Below are 22,371 nucleotides of genomic sequence, written 5' to 3'. Positions count from 1 at the left end.
CGCCAAAGTAGTTTACTTCAGAGTAAACTACTACGCAGAAGCGACTGGGAAGCAAGACAGGAGCTTACGCCTGTGGTGGCAGCTGCCCATCTGGACGTGGGACCTGCCCCTGCTTGATCTCGTGATCGACGCGACGCATATGTTTGCAGCCCCCGTCTGGAGCGCGCTGCTGCCAATCGGGACAGGTACAGGATTGCCCGATGATATCGACTTCGTATCGATTTCCGGACGCCGCTTCGACTTCGTAGCGACCACCCTTGGTGAGTAGGGAGACGGTCATCGCTTCCTCGACAGCGCGCTTCGTGCGGGGCTCGAGATCATCAGCTGAGGTGGAGCCGTCTGATACGAGCATTCGGTCGCGGACGTCTCCTGCCTGTCCGCCGTCTGGAGCGACAGCGCTTCCAATCTCCTGAATCCGGTTTTCCAAGAGTGCTTCCGCAAGGTTCCCCTCCGGTCAGAGAAAGTGGACTTCTCGTCGCTCTCGATGGTCGTAGGAGCCACAGGTGACGGCATTCCCTTCCCAGACTCGCCATGCCCCCAGCGCGGCCATCACGGTGAGGATGACCCGAGGAACCGGTGTTTGGTCCTCAGGGTAGAACACTCGAAAGCGCGTACAGTCGTCCTGTGGCGGTACTGTGTCCCACCACTCGACGTCGGACCTCCAACTGTCGTACATCGCTTGATCTTGGCCGTATCCGACCGTCACGCCATCGACCTGCGGGACCTCTTCGGGGATCGCGTTGGCGTCGCCTTCGAGGAGTCGGAGTACAGCGTACCGGAGATACTCGTGTGTAGGGGATTTCGTGGTTTGGACGATCTGGTCGTACTGCTCTGCGACTCGCTCCGCTTCTGCCAGAACGGCTCTGAGATGTCGCTCTGTCATAATTCGGTGAGGCTGGAATTCGCCTCCACCCCTCGGCGGGGCGCTCAAAAACGTAACCAACGCACCAGCCAGATATCCCGAATTGTTGGTTAATCGCAGAGCTCCGGATGCGACACTCATCGGTCATCCACACCGTCATCGGCCGTTGCCTACGACGATCCCTGTTGGGAGATCGCCGTGTCCAACTGCTCCCAGACCATTTCGAACGCCGGCGGATCACCGGTCAGGTCCGGCAGCGTGGTCTCCCACTGGTGGCGGATCGTCTCTTGTTGCTCGTCCGGGAGTCCGTCGTTCAGATCAACGGTGAGCCCATCGTGTTTACACTTCGCGTCGAAGGCGGGCCCCACGTCGGCAAAGTTGGTCGCGACCGAATCGGTTTCGAGCAGCTGATAGAGGTCGTAGTAGTCACGGGCGGCTCCAGTCAGCCGACCGATGAGGTTGTCGACGTCTCCGGTCGCTTCCGTATCCAGGTTGGGAAGCGGCTCGCCTTCGGTCTGACAGTTGATGCGCAATTGAACGTGCAGCGGCAGCGTTTCGTATTCCCACAGTTAATAAAGAAAGCGTACTTGTAACAACTGATAATGGACCAACAGCGAGGGAATATTGAACAGTCAGATGCAATTGATGCACTAGAGAAACTCGACCTAAGGAGATACGAAGCTGAGGTATTTGTTTCCTTACAGAAGCTGGGCGACGGGACTGCAAATGATGTTGCTGAGATTTCAGATGTACCACGGTCTCAAGTATATGGTGCTACCGACCATCTTGAAGAAATTGGCTTAGTTGAAGTACAGCGTTCGAAACCGCTTGTATACCGTCCTATTCCGATCGAGGAAGCACGTAAGATCCTCCGTAGTCAGTACAAAGACCGAGAAGATATTGCATTTCAATATCTGCATAATGTCCGAGGTGAGAAAGATAGAAGTTCTAAAATAGATGATGGTATTTGGGAGGTAAAGGGAGAGGATTCAATCACTAACCGAATACAAAAACTCGTGACGACAGCAGAGTCTCAAGTGAAGTATGGTGATGTGAATTTTGCACTAGATTCTGAACTCAAATCTAAATTTATAGACCTTTCTGATGAAGGTGTTTCACTATCATTTTTTGGCAACTGCAAAGATAATAACTTTGAACAGGATATCATTGATGCCTCTGTAGAGTCATTCCCAGCAGCTTTGTCCGTCGAAGAGTGTGCTGTACAGCGGTTTCTGTTGGTTGACTCCTCGTCGTTTCTTTTGAGTACTTCCCACTGTAACAGCGGACGAGTGTCTGAAAGAGCAGTTTGGAGTTCCAATACTGATTTTGCTACAGTTTTTGTAAGATTAATCAACATCTAAACTGCGGGAAGACAGAAGCCTCGGGATCGTACGGAAATCGAAGATTGCCGTGATGACGAGACGCTCCGCGTCTCGAACCACTTGACCCCAAGGCGGTTCACCGATCAGTATCCCAGGTAGATGGCCAGCGCCTTCAGAATGGCGTAGATGACGACCAGCGGGACGACGACGTAGTACAACAGCGCCCGCAAGATGCCCTCGGGAATGAGTCCACCACCGTCGCCGTTCTGTGTTGGTGTCGCGGTGGTCGTGTTTGTCGGCGTCGTTGCCGTCTCGTTCTCGACGGCCAGCGTCCTGACCTGCTCGTCGTCGTCGCTGTAGATGCCGTAGGCGTACGTGCCGACCGCGAGTGAATCCGTCGCTGCGGTAAACGAGACTGCGGTCGTCTCGCTTTGTCCCAGCGTGACACGCTCTGTGGCCACCGGATCGCCCGCGAGGCGGAACTCGATGGACTGGGTCTCCTCGACGCTCCCTTCGTTGCTGATTGTTCCGCTCACCTCGAGGGTGTCACCGCTTGCGACTGTCGCGCTCGCCGGTTCCATCTCCGAGACGGTAAACAACCCTGCCGAGGGCTGTCCGTCGGGACCGTCGATAGTCAGTGTCCCGGTGGAACTGTCGTTTCCCGTGTAGACGCCGTGGGTGTACGTCCCGGCACCGGGTGGCTCGGATTCGAGGCCAGTGAACTCGACAGTGGTCTCACCGCCGCTCGTGAGGCTCACGCCCTGGCGGGCAACGGTCTCGCCGTCGATTCGGTACTGGACCTGTTGTGTCGCCGTCTGGTCACCGTCGTTCCGGACTGTCGCCTGCATCTCGAAGGTCGCACCTTCGCTGACCGTCCGGTCTGTTGGGCTCATCTCCGTGACGCGAAACGCGGCGGGGGTGTCACTTTCGACGACCAGTGTGCCGCTCTGGCTGTCGTTGTCGCTGGCGACCGTGTACGTGTAGGTCCCCGGCTCAAACTCCGACGTGTCCACCGGCGAAAAGGCGACGGACTGCTGGTCGTCGGGGGCGAGCGTGACGGCTTCGCTCCCGTACTGCTGGCCGTCGACCTGGAGCGTCACCGTCTGTGTGCCCTTGTTGTTCCCGTCGTTGGTGACGTTCGCGGCAATGGCGACCTCCGCGCCGACGGTGACGGTCTCACCCGGCGGGTCGAGTTCGGAGACGGTAAACGAGGCCTGTCTGGACTCGACGGTCAGCGTGCCGGTCTGGCTGTCGTTGTCGGCGTAGATGCCGTGTGAGTACGTTCCCGGTGCCAGCGAGTCAGTGCTGACGCCGGTGAACGTCACCTCCTGTTGTGCGCCATCGGACAGCGTGACGTCTTGGCTGGCGAGTGTGGTACTGCCAGCCTGGAGTGTTACCGTCTCTGCTCCCTCCGCGTTCCCCTCGTTTGTAATCGTCGCCGAGGTGTTGATCGTGTCCCCCTGGACGACGGTTGTTTCCGTCGGGCTCAGCTCAGAGACGACGAATGACGCCTCCATAGACTCAATAGTCAGGGAACCGGACTGGCTGTCGTCGTTGGTAGTAATACTCTGGGTGTAGTTGCCGGCTCCAACAGTGCCTGTATCGAGATTAAAGCCGACAGTCTCTTGACTCCCAGGTCCAAGCGTCACATCTTGTGTCCCAATGGTGCTGCCGTTGACATCGAGTGTGACAGTCTGAGTTCCCTGTTCGCTGCCGCTGTTCTCGATAGTTGCGTTCACTGCGACTGTCTCGCCCTCAACGACGCTCACATCTGCTGGCTGGAGATTCGAGACCGTAAAGTACGGTATTGGTTCAGCAGACCCTGGTGGAAATGTCAGATCGAACTCCTGGGTTCCGCCACTAGGGTTCGCAACAGTTTCGTCAGCAGTGAACTCCCCGAGGTTGTTCTCTGCGATGAAATACACTGTTCCATCGATATTGCCGGGCACTTCGAGTTTCGTTTCTCCGAGTCCAGAGCCGCCGTATTCGCCGGCATCCTCCACGGTAACCTCGTCGATGGTTCTGTTGCTGCCGTCTTCCTCGACAACAGCTTTAATTGTCGTTCCAGCAGGGATGTCTGTCCCATCTTCGGCTACAGCTGTTCCGTAGTAGAAAGTGGTGTCCTGCTGGCTTTGGACTGGAACGACCCCAACACCGAGGAGGGATACAATTACGATACTACTGACTATGAGACGATATACGTCGGCTGTGTTTCTCCTATTCATTCTCAAAACTGCCGCTGATAGATTTACACTCGGAATGATTGTAGATAGTATTTATACTTGTACATCTCGATGACAGCACTGCGCACGCTACAGAGATGACACTATCCGCCAAGACACTCGTAGTTGCGTGTCGGGGAAAGCGCATACCAGTCCGTTAGTTCGGTTTCTCGGTCGGGTCATAGCCGGATAGTCCGACCGTGTACGTCACCGGTTTGCCCCCCTCGGTTTCAACCTCAATGATGTAAGAACTGTACCCGAGCACCGTCTTACTGTTCGCTGTAACGACTTTGGTGCCAACGAGTTCGTCAAGCGGGGTGCCGTCAGTGTCTTTCCGGATATGGTATTTGAGATTCGCTCCGTTTTCCTTCGCGACGTACCCTTTGAGCGAGCCAAGCGTCGTATCCGCATCACCGAGTGTCGCACTTGCTTGACCGTCGATGTCAGTAACTGCACCGACCAGGTTTTTGCCTTTGGTGAGCGTCCATGCCTTTTCGCTGCTGGTCTCGTCGAAGGTGTATCCGATCCGTGCCTCCTCGCTTATGATATCGAAGTAGTATCCTGCACCGGGTTGGGACAGGTAGCTCTCGGCGTCTGTAACCTGGGTCCAGTTGCCGGCCGCTGTCTTGTCGTAGGTCATTACCGTTCCGTCTCCGGAGATGTACACATCAGTTGCTGCCATCGGTGTGCCGCCAACGTGCCACCCTGAGTCGAGCGCTCGAATCTCGTGCGTGAGTTCGACGGTACCGTTGGTGGCGCCGGTTCCGGCGATGTCGACCTCGACCGGGTCAGCAACCGAGAGGCTATTGTCGAGTTTCGTGGGGTCGATTGTGGTGTCGAAACTCCCATCGCTGACAGACGCCGGCTCGAACGGCGTCTGGCCCGCGATACTGATGTTGACTGTTCCAACATCGATTGGGTTGCCATTCGCGTCGACGATGTTCTCCGCGGTGACACGGACTTTTTCATCTTCGACGATTCCGATGAACCCAGCCTCGACGTTGATGTTACCGATAGCATTTGGCTGCGTATCGAGCGTGAAATCGCTGGAACTCAGCGTCTCCCAGAGGCCGAATTCATCAGTCGCGTTAACAGTCAGACTGTGTCTCCCGTCGGGAACATTGATTTTATCGACTGTGAACGTCTTGTTCCAGACAGATCCGACACCATCGTCATTAGTCAACGAGAGCGTTTCGCTTTCACCCAGCGACGTCGCATCGACTGTCACGCTTCCAATACCGCTCGTCGCGTCGGTTACGTCTGCAGTCACGGTCACATCGTCTCCAACTTGGACGATTCGATCCGGGCCAGAGACGCTGACCGACACGTTGTTGAAATCCGGAGAATTCGGGTCCACTGTGTAGGTCACCTTGCCGTCACCCGGGAACTCAACCGACGAGTCCAACTCCGAGTTCGCGTCGTTGCCGACAGTGTCGCTTGCCCGCGCGACAACAGTGTAGGTCCCATTCCCGTCTGGCGTCTCGTATTCCCAACTATCGCCGCGCTCTGTCGCGTCCACCCAACTCACAGACGAGGTCCACTCTGACCCATTGTAGGTGAAATCGTTCTTCTCATCGCGTAGCTTCACCTCAACGTCTTTCACGCCAACGTTATCGTCGACTTTGGTAACGATGGTTGGTGGTGAGGTCTCATCGCTGTCCTCCGACGGCTCCGTGATTCCAATTTCGGGTGCCTTTGTATCGACGGCGATCTCTTCAACGTTGTCGCTTGGCACCGTGTTGCCGTCGTTATCAGTCACAACCAACTGGACGCTGTACGTCCCGTTCGTGGTTGGAACGGCCACATCAGCCTCGCTATTGCTCGGGCTGACACTGACACCCTTTGCGACTGAGCCGTCGTTCAGAAACTGAACCGTCGCCGAGTCCACACTGCCATCGTCGGAAGCGGTGTACTTGACGGTGACAGTCTCACTGCCGTTGACCAGCGATTCGCCAACCGAGGTCAGTTCGGCAGTCGGCTCGTTGGCAGCTGCGACGCTCCCAGTAAATGTTACAGCCCCACCAACGATTGAGAGGATCATGATCACTGAGAGGAAAATACCACTCAGCGTTCGTTTTGATGTAGTCATAACTGTTTATTTAGTGAAAACAAATTGTGATGTATTAATACTTTTGTTGCAATTTTCAGACGTAATCGCTGGATTGCCCGCTCACGAGTTCACGGACCACTGGCGACAGTTCTATGTGTACCACCCGAGTACCACGATATATGAGCACGGACGCGAACGATGGGGACGGGGACATGGTCAAGCTCAACGTGAAGGTTCCGAAGCGGCTTCTCGAGGAGATCGACGAACTGGCTGATGAACTGGAGTACACCAATCGTTCGGAGTTCATTCGTGAGGTTCTGCGCGACACCACGGAGCCGATTCTGACGCCCGGCGCGCAGGAGGGCGTCTCGGAGGGCTACGCGGATGTGGCGGCGGGGCGGACGATGTCCACGGACGAGGCCCGCGAACGCCTCGGTATCGACGACTGAGGGCCGAACAGTGGCTCACGAGGTCGTTCTGACGGAGACGTTGGTCGAAACGCTGGAACAGTTTGAGACGGAGGACGCCGAGCGGATCATCACCAAGCTGGAGGACATCGGCGACTTCCCCGATCACTTTCTCAACCGGCTGAAGAACCACCCCGGCTACAAGCTTCGCGTCGGCGACTTCCGCGTTCTGATCGACTGGGACAAGGACAACAAGACACTGTACGCGATTGACGCCTTCGAGCGGAAAAAGGAGTACCGCGAACTCGGGAAGTACAGGGAGGTCTGGGGCTCCTGGCGAGACAAGGAGTGAGTGACAACGAGTACGAAGAGGACAAACCGACACGCGCGCAGTTGGAGGCCGCGTTCCCGGGGAGAACGTTCATCGACGGCGGGAGTTCATCGAGCTGGCGCTCCGGAACGGCCACATCCCGGAGAACCCCGAGGTCGCGATTGGTGTACGGGAGATCGCGTCTCGGAAGAACAAGCAGTACAACATCCAGCATCTGCTGGACCTCACGGAGAGTCAAGCCCGGGGCATTCGCCTTGACCGCCTATAAAATGAAGAAATCGGGGTTTGGTGACTGTTGATATCCTCCTCCGCGTGGCCGTGGTATTGCGCCTGCTCCACCTATAAAGTGGGCCGGATTACCGAGAACTGCTATGATAATTGACCGCCTCCCCTGCATAAACACAGGGGAATCCCACGGCACCGCACCGCTGGGTTGGGATATTAAGGTTTCACGTCACTTGGCGGTGGCTCGCGGTTGGAATCCGTGAGTCCGACTGAACTGAATGACGCGAGGCTGGGCCAAACAGCCGTTACCGCTATCCCCCAAGGGAGGAGTCACGGGTAGCGCTTTTTGTCTAATGTTATCTGCACCATTCACGTCTGCATGCGCGACGACACCGCATTTCTCGCACTTCCACAACCCTCGTTCAATACGACCGTCACTATCCTCGTGACCACACACACTACACTTCGAGGACGTACCGTGCTCGTCGGGCATCTCTACTTCAATGCCACGTTCGCGTGCCTTGTAGTCCAGCAAGTTCATCAGCCGCTCGTACGCCCAGTCATTCGAGGGTTTGTTGCCGTACCTACCCCAATCTTGCTCGTCAGAACCGCTTGGATTTCCTACAACAAGCGTGCCAACATTTTGTTTGACACACCGTTCGACGATATCCTTTGAGAGAGCATGCAAGAAGTGGTCTTTGCGACGGGCGAGCTTCTCACGCGCCCACTCTGCTTTCTGTGAGGGGCGATGATTGCCATCAGTCTGGTATTTTTCCTGCTCGAAGTAGTGTTTGTCTTCACGGAGCGAGCCTCCTGGATACAACAGAGCATCGCCGGGAAGCGCGACGGCGGCGGGATTGCAGATTCCAAGGTCAACGCCTGCGGTTTTTTTGCCAGGTGATTCAGCGGCAATTTCGTGCTTACAGACAACGTGCAACTCCCATCGGTCTTTTCCGGTGTTGTAGACGGCACGCACTTGCTGAATGTTCTCTAACTCAGCTTCTGGCGGAGCTTGGTACTCACAGAGGATGAAGTCACGCCCGTCTTTGTGGTTTTTACCTTTGCTGAGGCGGATGCGGTTATGGGTGTCGTCGTGCCAGATCCCTCTCTTTTTCCACGTCACTGTTGACCGTGGATGTTCTTCGTGTACGCTGTTGCCATCTTCGTCGTAGTAGTTGCGTTTGCGATAGCCTGGTGAGTTGTCTCGCTCGTCGTCGGAATCCAACCACGAACTGAAGGCTTCAGAAAGCTCTTCGAGAACTTTCTGACTGGACTGGCTATGCAGTCCCCTGTATTTGGGATGTGCTTTCAGTTCACGTTTGAGCTCGTTTTCATCGGGTATTTCACCGCTTTCGTCCCATTGTTGGCGAGCGTAGTAATTGGCAACATTCCAGAGTTTGGATGCCGACCATCCGTGCCTGTCCAACACATCCGACACTTGCGAGTGGTTTTGGATTCGGCAGACGTGGGTACGGCGCGTGGTCGGCATCCGGTGGCAATTGTTATGACTTGGGTGGTTTTAACTCTTTTTCAGCAACTACTGTTCAAGGGTGGGCTTTCGCCTCACTACCTGTAACAGCGCGAGAGTCCCGCCCTTCCCGTGAGGGACGAGTGTTCCGACATGTGGTCGGAACCGAGGACCGAACAGGGGCATGGCAAGACCGGAGGTCTTGCTGCACCCGAAAATCTTCGATTTTCGAGGACGGGCGTGAAGCGCGTAAGCTCTAGTGAGATTCTGCCGAAATATCGCTGGCCCTGAGTCTCCAACAAGACGGACGAGTTTCACACTAGGTAGCGAGGCGAATTCCCCGCCCCACCGTGGGCGGGGTTGAAGCCGACACTCGCTGCCACAAACCACGGACTATTAACTACCTCCACTATCTAGTCAACTGCCCCGCGCACGTAGTGACTAGACTAACTTATTGAGATAGTTGTCAAGATGATTCTCGATCCACGAGGAGGCGAAGCTAAGTTGGTTGGTCAAATTTCCGAACAGTTCTGTGATTCGTCTTCGATACTCATCTCCACCTTCGACAATGAATGGCGAAGATTCCCACTTGAGACTCTTCCAAACTGGCTCGATCGGATTGAGATCGGGCGATCCCACTGGAAGAAATATCAAATCTATCCCGAGTTCGTGTGCTCGCTTGCGCGTGTACTTACACACGTGTGACGAGAAATTATCCAACACGAGCAGAATCCGCTTGCCAGGATTCTGCTCGCGGACCTTCTCGAAACACCCGCAAATCTTCTCTTTCTCCTGATTCGGTGGAAACGACAGGACACTCTCACCGTTGAGGGCGTAGAATCCAGCTGCTGGTGTGTCGATCTTCACCAACTTCCGCTCAATGTGTGGCTCATCAACCGTATACATCCGCTGAGAATTGTCCCACGGTTGTGGGTGAGAGATATCGAAGAATCCGACAACAGCGCCTCCGTCTGTTCGGATATCCTCGTCGCGGTCCCAGTCTTCGTCGTCAGTATCATCTTCGCGTTTGTTGTGAGGTTGCTCAAGAGCCTCCTCGTCGAACGCGTACCTGACGCGTTCGTCGAGGATTTCTTCGGCGTTCTCTGGTCGCTCAGGGCGTTTTGTTCGAGGAATGGCGTAGTGGAGGCCGAGTTTATCCAGAAACGTTGGGAGGTAATGTGGGTGATATTCGACATCGAACTCCTCGTTGAGAAGATGCTGAATCTCTTGTTTCTTCCAGGGCTGTCCCTCACGGAGGCGTGCAATGAGTTGTTCTTGTTCTGCTTCGTCGAGCTTCGGGGGCCTGCCGCCCCCGAAGTTCGGCGTCAGTTTTCCGAGTCCACCTTCGTTCCACCGTGTCACCCAGTTACTTGCCGTTCCTTGTGAGATCCCTATATCTTCGGCAGCAGTTGCCAGCGTTGCACCATTGTAGAGCCGTTTGAGAAAGGTGAGGCGTTTGTATTCCTTTATGTCGTCTGCCTCAGCCTGTAATCGGTCAAGTTCTCCCTCACTCAGATGTTTGACGACATTTCTCTCACGGCCAACCATACACCGTCCAACTCACGCCAGCTTCACAAAAGCTTCCCTGAGGTACTAGTGGCGCGGGGCTTGTCAGTGAACTCAACCTCTACCGACAGTTAGTCGGACGGGACAAAACCCCGGTTCGGTGTCACCGTTCCTGACTTCAGGGCGAGTTGACTGTCGCCCGTCCGCCGCGAGGACTGTAGCCCGCGACGGACGTACCGCCACCCTACATTCTTCGCACCCACGTAATCTGCACTCTGAGTTGCTCCGCACGACTCACACTCGAACTCCGCCTGTCGCACTCGGTTTCCCTTACTCGTGTGGCCACACTCGGGACACCGCCGACTCGTATTCTTCGGGGTGACAAACTTGACGCTAATCCCTTCGGCTTCAGCCTTGTACTCCACGAGGTCAACGAGTTGCCGGTGCGCCCACTGGTGGAACTCTTTGACAGGCGGCGCACGCTCCCTGATGTGTTTCAGGTTCTCGAACGCGATGTACTCGCAGTCGTGTGTTCGTGCTTCTTCGAGAATCTGGTTAGCGACTTGATGGAGGTGGTCACGGAGATACCGTGACTCCCTCCCGCTCATCTGCTGAATCGTCCGATGGGCTGATTGTGTACCGGTCTGCTGAAGGTTTCCGCGAATCCGCTCGAACTCTCGGTGCCGGTGTCTGAGTTCTCCCCCCGATGCGAAGTACGCTGTGCTGGTGGTGGCAATGTTTACGATGCCGAGGTCAACGCCGAGAACTGTCCTGTCCTCGTCGTCATCCTGTTTTTCGACCTGTTTCTTGGGCTTGTCTTTACGAAACCCGAGGTGAAGGTAGTATTCGCCATCACGCTTTGACAGCGTAGATTCTGTTACTTCCCACTCGTCATCGGTGAGGTATTCGTGTTGATACCCGTCTTCTTCGTCGGGGAGGTTCAGGCCACACCGAATCCGACCCTCGACGGTGGAAAGCGAAACAGACCCATCATCAAACAGCGTCATCGTCCGGGTATCGTATTTCACCGTGTTACTGGTAAATTCCGGTCGAGACGTTTTGTAGTGTTCATCAAGGTCTTCAATTGCTTCGACACCATCGAGTGCGGCTGCGGCTTGGTGGGTGGCGAGAATTGCGTGCTGACTCCCGAGGCGTGTTTCTTCCAACACCGTGTCGTAGGCGAGGTTTTGGAGGTAGGTTTTCCGCGTTTCACCGTATTCCCATCCGATCCGACTGCTGATGTTGCAGGCAGCTTTCCACTCGTTGATGGTGGCGTCAAGCAAGTCCTGTTGCTCGCCGGTTAGGATGGGGCGGGTGATCGCGGTGCGCCTCAGGTAGTCGTCTGCCACGAGTTTCAATAGATGGTATAGGCACTTAATAGTCCGTGGTTTGTGGCAGCGAGTGTCGGCTTCAACCCCGCCCACGGTGGGGCGGGGAATCCGCCTCGCTACCTAGTTTGAATTTGAGAATCGGGTGGAGAACGAGATCGGTATCGGGGAGGAAGTCGTCCATTCGGTAGGCGACGGCGTCGTCGCCCGTCTCTCGGTTGAAGTGGTCCTTGAGCTGGTTCACGCGGTCGACGTCGTCCTCGGCGAAACTCCCCAAAATGAAAAATCGGTTATCGGCCTCTGCGGCGAGATCCGCCCAGTCGGCTCGAAAGTGATTGAGGCCCTCGTACTCCTCCGGCGTTAACGACCGGTAGTGATGCCGTTGAGCTCGGGCCTCGAGGTCGCTCTCTGAGGAGCCGTCCGGCATTACCACCTCGTTCGCGCGCCCGAATTAAAACCCTTTCGACCACAACGGTTTGAACCAATGTGGTTAACGCCGAAGCATTTATAGCGCCGGCGACTATACGCTAGCGTGAACACAAGCAACACAACCAGCACCGATCGATACCGGTCGGCTACCCTGCCCCAGACCGGTATTTCGTTCCTCCCATCCTCCGTCACGGACGGGAGTACGACACCACAGCGATAGCTACAGCAGGTGCCCAATCGACTGTAGCTGTCCCCAAAACCATGGCCCACAACACGACGCATCGGGATCAGCCCGATACGACCGATGCAAGCGACAGTACGGTTGAGAACCAGCGACAGCGCCTGAACGTCGTTACGCAAGAGACGCGGTTTGTCCTGATTCAGAATATTCTCTCCCATCCGCAGCAGCTCCCCACGCTCAAAGAGCTCGACTACGTGAACCCGAGCAAGAGCAAGAGTACCATCCGCGAACATCTCGAGGTGCTGATCGAGCACGGGATCGTGGCGGAGCGAACGCTTCCGAAGGATCAGCGCAAGCGTGATCTGCCATGGCGCTTCTACGGGCTCACCGATATCGGTCGCGACCTACTGGAAGAGATGGGGCTGCTTGGGGCTGAGGGCACGTTGCAGGATATGTATGAGAGGCTGGAAACGACGGAGGAAATCGACAAATACGCGCAGGCTCCACGCCCAGGGGATGAGAGTGAGGACGAGGAACTGACCGGCAGCGATGCGCTTGCTGCCTACATTCGAGACAAGAAGAGAGATCTCCCCAGCGTTGATGATCAGATCTCTATTGTGACTGCTTTGTACGAAGAAGAAATCGGGCCAGAGTCAGAGGGCTTGACTCGAAACGAGATCGCGGAACGGCTGACATTCGAGCACTCCTTTAGTACCGCCATCAACCATCTTGTTGATCTAGGTGTCCTTGAGGAGTTCCAGCCTCCGGGTCCATCGACGTACGCGATTAGTGAACGGCGAGATCAGATCATCAGTGGGGAAGTAGAGGAGACGGTTCAAGAGGAGATCGAACGTCTCATTGATGATATGGTGGATCGGCTTGATAGCCCGATGCGACCTGGTGACGGGGAGTATGCTGGTGATACTGTAATCCGTGCAGACGGTGGTCGTCGGACTCTTCGATTCATTCTTGCAGAAGAGTTCGATATCCGGCCAGACAAGGTTGAATCCTATCTTCGCGAGGGGAACCAGTTGTCGAAACTGAACAGGGCGGTTGACGCGATTGAGGAGAGCGAAGTGGACAAAGGTGATGACTACGGTCGGGTTATCTTCCGTCACGCTCCCTACCGTTATCGGCTCTCCGAGTTTGCGATGTCTCTTGCAGAAGAAGGCCTGAGTTCGTGAAGTATAGCCACTTTCTTCCCACTATATGATATCCTATAGTCTGTCTCTCACCGAAGCTCCAAACACGTCAACAAGGCCTGTTCTTCCGAGATAGCTATCTTCTAACAGCGAGAGAATCCCGGCGTTCACGCCGGGCGTGAATCGCGTAAGCCCAGTGCCACAGTCCACGCGGGTCTGCCGGGCCGGATATTCCACTTTCGCTCCGGTTGGCACACCATTATGTAGCCAGTCCATCACAGGCTATGTATGGCGAGTCAGGTCACGCGCACCTACGTTGCGTCCATTCGCAACCACCAGCAGGTGCGCGACGACCTCGATTCGCTCGGGTTCGCGGCCTCGAAACTCTGGAACGTCGCCCGGTGGACCTGTGACCGCATCTGGCACGAAACCGGCACGATTCCAGACCACGGCACGCTCAAAGCGTACCTCAAGAGTCACGAACGCTACGCGGATTTGAACGCACAATCCAGTCAGGCAATTCTCGAAGAATTGGCTGAAGCGTTCGACTCGTGGTACGCTCACCGCCAAAACGGCAAGGGGGACGCGAACCCACCCGGCTACCGTAAGCACGGCGACGAGCATCCCCGCTCGACGGTCACGTTCAAAGAGGACGGCTTCAAACACGATCCCGACCACAACAGGATTCGCCTCTCGAAAGGAGCGAATCTCAAAGAGTCGTGGTCGGACTTCGTTCTCTGTGAGTACGCCGCTGACCCGGACGTGGACGTACAGAACGTCCAGCAGGTCCGGGCGGTCTGGACCGGCGACGAGTGGGAGTTGCACATCGTCTGTCGCGTCGAGACTGACGACCCGGACCCACCCGGCAACCGGGTAGCGGGCATCGACCTCGGTATCTGCAACTTTGCCGCCGTCGCGGTCGGAGACGAGGCCCTGCTGTACCCCGGCGGCGCACTCAAAGAGGACGACTACTACTTCCAGAAAGAACGAGCGAAGTGCGACGACAGCGACTCTCGCCAAGCACGACGACTGGACCGCAAGCGCCGGGGTAGACGTGACCACTTCTTGCACGCTGTTTCAGCGGATATGGTGGCCGAGTGTGCCGCCCGCAATGTCGGGACGATTGCCGTGGGCGACCTGTCGGGCATCCGCGAGGGTGCCGACTGGGGCGACCACGGCAATCTGGACCTACACGGATGGGCGTTCGACCGCTTCATTGAGATGCTGGAATACAAAGCCGCCGAGCGCGGCATCAGCGTCGAGCGCGTCGACGAACGTGGCACGTCCAAATCGTGCGCCTCGTGTGGGACGAGCGACGACAACCAGCGCGTCGAGCGTGGGCTGTACGTCTGCGACGACTGTGGGCTGGTAGCCAACGCCGACGTGAACGGAGCCGAGAACATCCGACAGAAGGTACTCCCGAGTCTCGCCTGTGATGGGGGAGATAGGGATAACGGCTGGATGGCACAGCCAGCGGTTCGCCTGTTCGACAAATCTACGGGGCGAGTAGCCCCACAAGAACAGATGTCCCGCGAACCATAATATCCCAACGCTTGGGAAACCGCGCCGTTTACGGCGCGGAGGATGTCATCTACCTGTACTTGGATTTGTCAACAAGCCTGGCGCTTTCATATCATCCCGAGCAATCTCGCCAGCCTCATCGCCCGTCACCTGTATTGGAGCCGACATACCGGGGCTCACATCTAACATCGACCGCCAGATCTCTGCCGTGATGTCGTGGTACTCCATCAGTTGGACGACCTGCGTCAGCTGACGATCATTGATATCAGGCGGGAGGATAATACGCTCGATCAGGTCTTCTGGATCGACTTCTAGATTGAAACCCGGATCCGCCTTGAGTTCCATATCGATATCCCCGGTTTCACTCACCTCCAGGTCCATATTGTTGAGCTCCTGTCTCGCTAAGAGACGCAACTCTTTCTCATCCCCGAAGGCGATACGCTTGTGGAATACCCGGTCAACGCCATTTGCTGCGAACCGCTCGTTGCTCCCCTTAGTGTTCACGCCGGGGGGTGTCATTGGTGGGACGTTGAACGGCAAGAATTCCAGCAGCGATCTGTGTTCCGTTCATCACACCACTTTCTGACACGCTGACCGACCGCATCTGGTCACCTGCGGTCAGTTCGTATGCGCCAGGATAGGCAACGTCAACGGTAAAATTACCGCTCGCGTTTGTCTGGACCTGTCGTTCGTAGGTGAACGATGCGCCTGGAATATCGACATCGGTTTCCAGTGAGACGGTCGTATTTGGAGGAGCCGTCCCAGCGAGTGTTGCACCTGGAACGACGAGGAACGCTTTCCGGTCACCACTCTCAGTAGCGTAGATGGCTCGGTATCGGGAGAGGCCTTCAACGTTCTCGTAGCGACTCCCGAAGTGGTCGTGGAGACGAACGCCCATTGCGGGACTGTCAACTGGGAACGACTCTGTTACGAGGAATCGAACGCGGCCATCGATCGTCGCGGCAGCGGCGTTGGAGTCTTGCTGAACGATGAACTTACGATAATTCGACTGGGCGAACCCGTACGATCTCGATTGCCCGTTCACGAAATAGTTATAGACACGGTTTCGTCCCCAGTCGCTGAAGACGTAGCTGTCGGATTCGGTCTCCCAGCCGCGGTCGGCCGAGTACTCCGCAAGCCATGTTGCCGTCTCGACAGTGTCGTCGTCGACGGTGATCTGTTGTATCTTCACACCCGATTGGACGACGCCAAGACCGGTGACGAGGAGGAAGAGCAAGAACACCGACGCGACGGTCGAACCGTCGGGCCGTGCTGGCCACCAGTCAGTCCAGTCACTCCTGTCGACCGGAGCAGGCACTTCCGCGAGATCAACCCAGGAAGCAATCCAGACGAATCCCAGTCCCGAAAACAGCGCAGTGAACGGTGAGAGCTCGCCGGCGAAACGCACCTGAAACATAGCGAGCCCGAAAAAGTACCAGCCGTAGACGACAGGAACGAGCCACTCGTCGTCGCTGCGAGCGAGGCGCACAGTTGCCCAGCCCATGAGTGGAACCGCGATAACGAGGACAAACCCGAAGAGGAACAAAAATCCGAAGGTGTCCATGCTGAACAGCGACTGAACTTCCGCGATATTGTTGCTGCGGAGGATTGTGTCGATACCGCCCTGAAGTTCGCCCCAGATATCGGGGAGGAACACGACGACGGCAGCGATGGTTCCGACGCCAGCGACGAGTTCGACGACCGCGAGTTCACGGACGCTCCGGTCGAGTCGAGCGGCAGCCGCACCGACCGCGACGACGGCGCCACTCCCGCCGAACAGCAGCGCGGGCACAGCAGCGACAGTCGCCGAGTGCCAGCCAGCTGTGGTATGGACAGCGAATGTGAGGACGGCAGCCAGCGCGAGGCCGGCCAGTAGCGGCGCGTTCGAAACGAGCGGCTGGCGGTCGTCGCGAACGTCAAGGAGCACGCCGAAGACGACGACGGCAGCGACGGGCACGACCAGCAGCGGGCCGTTGTCCCACGCCAGCACCTGCCCGGCGACACCGACGCCGAGTCCGGTCGCAGCGAGCCAGCGACCAAGGTTAGTGTTGTCTCGCTCGCCCGTCAGCAGCACGGCCAGTGCGAACGCGGTCAGAGTGAGCCAGACGTAGTCGAAGGCGTGGTGGTCAGCAAATCCGAGGCTCGTTCGAAGGGCGTGGGAAGGAGTGAACGCGAGCATCAGGACCGACGCCAGCGCGACGCGACGGTCGGCGCTCACACGGAGTGTGAGTCCGTAGAGGAACAGCCCAGTGACGAGTGCTGAAAGAATGGGATAAATGGCGAGTGCGAGACCGCTGCCACCGCCGAAGAGTCCCGCCAGCCAGGTTAGCGCGGCGACGAGAAACGGCTCGCCCCCGGCGATACCCTCTGGCACCTCACCAAGCGGGAGAGCGCCGATAGTCCCATTGGCGAGGGTCTGTTCGACCCAGTAGCGGTAGTAGTAGGGATCGTTTCCTGTAAGAACGATGTATCCATCACGGAAAACAGATTGGAAGGGAAACAGACGGACCGCAACCAGAACGCCGAGGACGGCCGCGAGCAGCCCAGCCCCACGAGTATCGATACTCAACAGTGACAGTGAGATGTCGCGATCGGTCGGCTCCTCCGTAGTTGCGGGCTGCGGTTCGCCGTCTATTGCGGCTCGAACGGCATCGGGGTTGGCGAGTCGGTACTCGCCGTCGACTTTCTCGACGACGCCCTCCGAGACGAGCTGGCCGAAGGTTCCCGAGTCGATGGGGACGTCGTCGAACGTCCATGTCTCCCGTGTGGCGTCGACCTCCTGCACGTCTTCGAGTGCGGCTTCGAAGTCGGGCCTGTCCTCGAGAAGGTCCTCGACCCGACGACGGTCGGTCATACCTACTGAGTTTCCCGACTGGCAGAAAAACCCATCGGGCGATGGCGAAGTGAAGTACCTCGGGAACAAGCCCCGAGGCACTCACCCTGCTCCACCTGTAGAATCGGTACTTCCCAATCGAGGATTCGAAAGTCGAGTTGAGTTGGTGTGAGCCGTTCAATCTCAGAGCGGTAGCCGATTGAATCGAGGCATCGATCTGAACTGAACAGAGACAGTCACGAGAACGGTTGTAGAAGCGGTTCCTGACGAGTGCTGCTGCTGACCCATCGCTGGCCTGAGGCCGCGGGCTGGCTGTCAGCCCGCGGCCGAAGCGTACGCGTCGGGGACGCCAACACCGTTCATCTTGATCCCCCACCGCCGCTCTAACTCTGCTTCCAGTTCGTGTCGAATCCAGTCACAGAACGTCGTGAACGTGAACTGCTCGGGCAGGTCGCGCCCGCCCCGCCGCGGGCGGGCGACGACCGCCCATCGCAGCACAAGCCACAGTTCTCCAGGAGGAAGCTCACGATCACGAACGCAAACCGGACGATTGGGTCTTGTGTCGTTGTAGTTGCTCGTGCTTGGCGAAACAGCCGATAGCTGGTTTCTATCGCTGAGCGTTTGCGGTAGCGTCGTTCGACCTGCGTGGGCGTGCGATCGGCCAGATCGCACGCCACGTACCCTCGAACGATCTCGCCATGCTTGTCTCGGTCACCGTTCTGGTATGAGACAGAGACAGCGAGCGGGAAGCGCAGTTCCCGCTCGCGTCCCTTGTACATGCGATAGGTCGTCATGTACGAGCAGTGCGTGGCGAGATTGTCTTTCATACGCTCGCCCTTCTCTTTGACAGGTATCACCGTCGTCGCAAAGTCGCGTGCGCGACGAATCATCCGTTCGTTGTAGAAGCCACGATCCGCAAGTAGGAGGTCTATCTCGAAGGGATAGGCGGCGACGCGGTCGAGGACGCGCTCGACCGCGTCGGCCTCTTTCTCGTCGCTGCGGACGTAGGTCACTGCCAGCGTCACCGGCTTCCCGTTCGAGACGACGTATGCGGTACAATAGCGGTGGCACGTTGTCGTTCCGTCTTTGGGATTCGTTGTACAGAGTTCGCCGTCTTCCTCGTTAGGAGAGCCGTGATATGGGTTATCGACGAAGTCGATGGAGACGATTCTCGACCGGTCAGGGTCGAGAATCGTCAAGGCAAGGTGTCGAAACAGGATGTTTGCCGCCATTTCGAGCTTCCCACGTTGAAGCGTGTGAAGCCAGTCCATGACAGTATCGTCGCAGGGAGTATCGTCCGTTTGGGACGTGACCTCCCAAACGGACGACTGGTTGACGCTGGCTAAAGTGACGACAGGCCAGATATCACCGGAATCGAGGGGCGAGCCCTCGATTCCTTGAAGCGGAAGCTGTCCAATTACGTCGGCCGCTACATCTTTGACGTCTGCTGCCGAAAGAACACCGTCCGGTTCGGGTAGATCTAACACACTTCTGAACCGGACATCTTCATCAATCAGAGCGACGCTTCAGCTCCGCTGCTCACGTCGGTTGGGAAGTACCGAGAATGGACAGATCAAGACCACCCTTGACATCCTCCTCCGCGTGTAGTGGTTAGGGGAAGTTATGGAGGTGGCGTCTGATATGAGAGTATGTCTGAAGATCGCCGCAAAGAGATCGTCCGTCACCTCAGTGAGGACGATCTCAACCGACTCCTAGCGGAGTCTACTGATGAGAAACTCACTGAGCGGCTGATCTTCATCAAGCGTCTCTACAAGGGAGCGACGCTGGAGGACGCTGCCGACGAGCGGAGGAGGATGTCAAGGGTAAGAGACAGCCCCTTAGCCGTGGGAGGATGTCAATAGGTTCGACAACTAGTGTTCACGTCGGCGAGGAAGTCAGCTGTTGGGTGGATGCCCCCCATACCGAATCAATTTTGCTTCGATATACTCATCGATATATTCACGATTCAATTCCAGTATATGTTCATCCTCGAGAGAACAACCACGCTCCATAGCTCCCAATATTGCTGAATATAGAAACTCTGCCGTTTGCTTGCTGTTTACCGTGCGTAATTTTTTGGCGTTGATTCCGTTCTCAATCGTTACTACAATTTCATTGAGAATGAATTCATCTGTTCGTTTGAATTGCTCATGATACACCTCATGATAGGGTGCCTGAGAACGCATTTCAGCGAGCGCGCGCCGAAATTGGAACTGTTCATCAGTTATCTCTTTCGGGAGTAAGTGATCCAATATCGTCTTGAGTCGTTTATCGGGTTCGTTTGTCTCAATGCTATTAATTTCATCTTCTAACTGGTGCAGCAAAAACTGGAGAAAATCTTCAAGAAGATCTTCCTTATCATCATAGTGGTAGTATAGTAGCGATTGGCTCTTTTTGAATTCGGTCGATATTTTTGCGATAGTTGTTTCGGGGTAGCCATGCTTACAAAGCGCTTGATAGGTTGCTTCCATTATTGCCTTCCTTGTTTTTTCTGCCTTCCTGGTTCCCATACTGAACGTATATTCGGTCAGCCTACAGTAAAAGTTTTCACCTCCGTTGGTGGAGTCTCTGTGGCAAGAGATGAATTTCGCTGGCTAGTATGCCTGTGGTATCTGCGATATGTATTTCGCTGAGAACGTTTCAAAATCAGGTATCACCCGTTAACAACCGTATACTCACATCAAAGCTGTTGTCTGTTGGGCTTACTACCAATCCGCTCCTCAGGGCTGTAGGAGATTAACTGCAGATGTGTAGTCACTCTTTTCCGAAGTCTTTTTGTTGAACGTAGGTTCAGTTACTATAGAGGAGTACCTGAATTGATGCCATATGAGTCCCCCACCGCTATCGAATCGTTCACACACAAGTGTGTGGGCAAATGGTCGCAATTGGTCAAAATGTTAGACACCTCGGACAAAAGCAATAGCTCAAGAGGAGAGAAATTAACATGAAACGCCGTCGAACAATTCTCATCTTACTAACCGCAACTGCCCTCACTTTAGCCACTATGTCAGGGACAGTAGCTGGTGATGTTAGGGGAGGACCTGACCTTGATGCAACTCTCTCAGACAACAGTGTCACGCCTGGTGAAGACACAACCCTGGAGGTTACCCTCTCAAACGCAGGCAGAGTAATAGAAGCAAATCCACAGAACCCGTCCCTCACTGATCGCGTTACAGCTGCCCGCTCACTTACGGCTGAGATGGCATCCGGCTTTGCTCCTATTGAGGTTCGGACTGGGAAACAAGCAGTAGGAACTCTTAGTGATGACCGGTCAGCTACTGTTTCATTTGACATCTCTGTTGATGATGATGCTGACCCTGGAACCTATAGAGTCCCTGTTGAGGTTGAGTATACTGACACAATATACATTGACGAGGATGATGGAGACGAGGCAGAACTGACACGTCGTGAGACATTGTATGTCTCTCTGGAAATAGAGGCTGGTGCGCAGGTCTCGGTTCTTAATGTGTCTACACAGAGTCGTGTTGGGTCAACTGGTGAAGCTACAATCACCGTAAAGAACACTGGTACTGCGACAGCAAGCGAGACGAAACTGAATGTTGAATCGCTGAATAGCGGCTTGGAGTTTGGGGATTCTACAACTGCATCTCGTACTCTTGGTGACTGGCAACCTGGTGAGACGCGAAATATCTCTTACGGCGTTAGCATATCTGACGAAGCTTCTCCTCATCCATATAGCGTTGATCTGACTGCAATTTACCGTGATGAAAATGGGATTAGAACAACCTCGGAAACTCGGTCAATCGCTATCCGACCCAACCCGGAACAGTCGTTTGTGATCAGTGATGTTTCCTCAAACCTCTCAGTTGGCGCGGAGGGAACTCTTCGTGGGACTGTGGTGAACACTGGTAAAGCAACAGTTAGCAACGGTGTTGTCCAGTTTGTCTCCGACAAGGAGACCGTCACACCTCTTGAGACGGACTCGCCAGTTGGCGAACTTGAACCCGGTCAGTCGTCGCAGTTCGCCATTCCACTTGAGATTAGTGAATCTGCGGAAGCCGGTGATAAACAGTATACACTTTCGGTTCGGTACCGTGACCAAGACGGTGACGAAAGGGTGAGCGACACCTTTGACGTGGTGCAGGCAGTCGGACCCGACGACCCAGAGTTCGCGCTATCGACTAATGGTACCACTATCACGGCTGGAGAGACAACCGAGATTGAAGTGACAGTTAGAAATAATGGTAACGAGCGACTGACAGACATCTCGGCAAACGTCTTCGCTGACGACCCGGTCGGTACGGTCGATGACGAGGCGTTCATCAGCAGTCTTGAACCTGGTGAGTCGACGGTGGTGACTTTCTCAGTCAGTGCGAGCGGCGGTGCACTGGCAAAGGACTACCCATTGTCGATCGACTTCCAGTATGACAAACCAAACGGCGACAGCAAAATCTCGGATACGTACAAAATCCCCCTGTCAGTACAGCAGCCTGACGATGATGGTGGCCTCCCGATAGGGCTCATTCTCGTCGGGGTCGTTCTCGTCGTCGTGCTTGGTGTCGTCTACAGACGGTACAGGTGAG

15 protein-coding genes and 4 pseudogenes are annotated in these 22,371 nt (G+C 55.9%); 7 read left to right on the top strand and 12 right to left on the bottom strand.

Annotated elements, in window-relative coordinates:
* Positions 1–64: 64 nt before the first annotated feature.
* Both QYL91_RS15340 and QYL91_RS15335 read right to left on the bottom strand, forming a co-directional pair.
* Positions 65–883, bottom strand: a pseudogene (locus QYL91_RS15340) (hypothetical protein).
* A gap of 149 nt (positions 884–1,032) precedes the next feature.
* Positions 1,033–1,380: pseudogene (locus QYL91_RS15335) on the bottom strand (nucleotidyl transferase AbiEii/AbiGii toxin family protein); the annotation flags it as partial.
* A gap of 84 nt (positions 1,381–1,464) precedes the next feature.
* Here QYL91_RS15335 and QYL91_RS15330 point away from each other — a divergent pair.
* A complete protein-coding gene (locus QYL91_RS15330) occupies positions 1,465–2,223 on the top strand; it encodes a TrmB family transcriptional regulator (RefSeq protein WP_302082900.1) in 759 nt (252 codons plus the stop codon).
* A 104-nt stretch (positions 2,224–2,327) separates the two neighbouring features.
* On the opposite strand, the gene QYL91_RS15325 is transcribed toward QYL91_RS15330, so the two are convergent.
* Positions 2,328–4,409, bottom strand: a complete 2,082-nt coding sequence (locus QYL91_RS15325; RefSeq protein ID WP_302082899.1) for a CARDB domain-containing protein — start codon at positions 4,407–4,409, stop codon at positions 2,328–2,330.
* A gap of 154 nt (positions 4,410–4,563) precedes the next feature.
* A complete protein-coding gene (locus QYL91_RS15320; RefSeq protein ID WP_302082898.1) occupies positions 4,564–6,495 on the bottom strand; it encodes a surface glycoprotein in 1,932 nt (643 codons plus the stop codon).
* Positions 6,496–6,635: 140 nt separating this feature from the next.
* Here QYL91_RS15320 and QYL91_RS15315 point away from each other — a divergent pair, with 140 nt between their 5' ends.
* Both QYL91_RS15315 and QYL91_RS15310 read left to right on the top strand, forming a co-directional pair.
* The gene (locus QYL91_RS15315; RefSeq protein WP_302082897.1) at positions 6,636–6,905 is read left to right on the top strand and encodes a ribbon-helix-helix domain-containing protein; all 270 of its coding nucleotides are present in this window, start codon (positions 6,636–6,638) and stop codon (positions 6,903–6,905) included.
* Positions 6,906–6,915: 10 nt separating this feature from the next.
* Entirely contained in the window at positions 6,916–7,215 is a 300-nt protein-coding gene (locus QYL91_RS15310) for a type II toxin-antitoxin system RelE family toxin (RefSeq protein WP_302082896.1), read from the top strand.
* 433 nt (positions 7,216–7,648) lie between these two features.
* Here the strand turns inward: QYL91_RS15310 and QYL91_RS15305 are convergent, their stop codons facing one another.
* The 4 genes from QYL91_RS15305 to QYL91_RS15290 form a co-directional block, all read right to left on the bottom strand.
* On the bottom strand, positions 7,649–8,908 hold the full coding sequence (locus tag QYL91_RS15305; RefSeq protein WP_302082895.1) for an RNA-guided endonuclease InsQ/TnpB family protein: 1,260 nt from the start codon (positions 8,906–8,908) through the stop codon (positions 7,649–7,651).
* Positions 8,909–9,328: 420 nt separating this feature from the next.
* Positions 9,329–10,435: an IS630 family transposase gene (locus QYL91_RS15300; protein ID WP_302080897.1), complete on the bottom strand. Its 1,107-nt coding sequence runs from the start codon at positions 10,433–10,435 to the stop codon at positions 9,329–9,331.
* An 89-nt stretch (positions 10,436–10,524) separates the two neighbouring features.
* Positions 10,525–11,742 carry an RNA-guided endonuclease InsQ/TnpB family protein gene (locus QYL91_RS15295; protein WP_302082960.1) on the bottom strand — a complete coding sequence of 406 codons (1,218 nt, stop codon included), beginning with the start codon at positions 11,740–11,742 and terminating at the stop codon, positions 10,525–10,527.
* A gap of 61 nt (positions 11,743–11,803) precedes the next feature.
* Positions 11,804–12,148, bottom strand: a complete 345-nt coding sequence (locus QYL91_RS15290) for a hypothetical protein (protein ID WP_302082958.1) — start codon at positions 12,146–12,148, stop codon at positions 11,804–11,806.
* Between the two features lie 263 nt (positions 12,149–12,411).
* Here QYL91_RS15290 and QYL91_RS15285 point away from each other — a divergent pair, with 263 nt between their 5' ends.
* Together QYL91_RS15285 and QYL91_RS15280 are read left to right on the top strand one after the other, a co-directional pair.
* Positions 12,412–13,515: a helix-turn-helix domain-containing protein gene (locus QYL91_RS15285; RefSeq protein WP_302082955.1), complete on the top strand. Its 1,104-nt coding sequence runs from the start codon at positions 12,412–12,414 to the stop codon at positions 13,513–13,515.
* Between the two features lie 246 nt (positions 13,516–13,761).
* On the top strand, positions 13,762–15,015 hold the full coding sequence (locus QYL91_RS15280) for an RNA-guided endonuclease InsQ/TnpB family protein (RefSeq protein WP_302082952.1): 1,254 nt from the start codon (positions 13,762–13,764) through the stop codon (positions 15,013–15,015).
* A gap of 45 nt (positions 15,016–15,060) precedes the next feature.
* Here the strand turns inward: QYL91_RS15280 and QYL91_RS15275 are convergent, their stop codons facing one another.
* From QYL91_RS15275 to QYL91_RS15265, 3 genes and pseudogenes are all read right to left on the bottom strand, one after another.
* Entirely contained in the window at positions 15,061–15,513 is a 453-nt protein-coding gene (locus QYL91_RS15275; RefSeq protein WP_302082950.1) for a hypothetical protein, read from the bottom strand.
* A complete protein-coding gene (locus QYL91_RS15270) occupies positions 15,488–17,848 on the bottom strand; it encodes an STT3 domain-containing protein (protein WP_302082948.1) in 2,361 nt (786 codons plus the stop codon). Before QYL91_RS15270 ends, QYL91_RS15275 begins: the two co-directional genes overlap by 26 nt.
* Positions 17,849–18,142: 294 nt before the next feature.
* Positions 18,143–19,314: pseudogene (locus tag QYL91_RS15265) on the bottom strand (ISH3 family transposase).
* Between the two features lie 162 nt (positions 19,315–19,476).
* Between QYL91_RS15265 and QYL91_RS15260 the strand changes: the two are divergent.
* A pseudogene (locus QYL91_RS15260) lies at positions 19,477–19,647 on the top strand (IS630 family transposase); the annotation flags it as partial.
* 75 nt (positions 19,648–19,722) lie between these two features.
* Here the strand turns inward: QYL91_RS15260 and QYL91_RS15255 are convergent.
* Positions 19,723–20,337: a TetR/AcrR family transcriptional regulator gene (locus QYL91_RS15255; protein WP_302082945.1), complete on the bottom strand. Its 615-nt coding sequence runs from the start codon at positions 20,335–20,337 to the stop codon at positions 19,723–19,725.
* A 434-nt stretch (positions 20,338–20,771) separates the two neighbouring features.
* On the opposite strand from QYL91_RS15255, the gene QYL91_RS15250 reads away from it, so the two are divergent.
* The gene (locus QYL91_RS15250) at positions 20,772–22,370 is read left to right on the top strand and encodes a COG1361 S-layer family protein (RefSeq protein ID WP_302082942.1); all 1,599 of its coding nucleotides are present in this window, start codon (positions 20,772–20,774) and stop codon (positions 22,368–22,370) included.
* Position 22,371: the final 1 nt, after the last annotated feature.

It is taken from the genome of Salinibaculum rarum (genome assembly GCF_030505615.1).
Taxonomy (GTDB): domain Archaea; phylum Halobacteriota; class Halobacteria; order Halobacteriales; family Haloarculaceae; genus Salinibaculum; species Salinibaculum rarum.
Note: the sequence above shows the minus strand (reverse complement) of the source record. Positions and strands in the feature narration are given on the sequence as shown.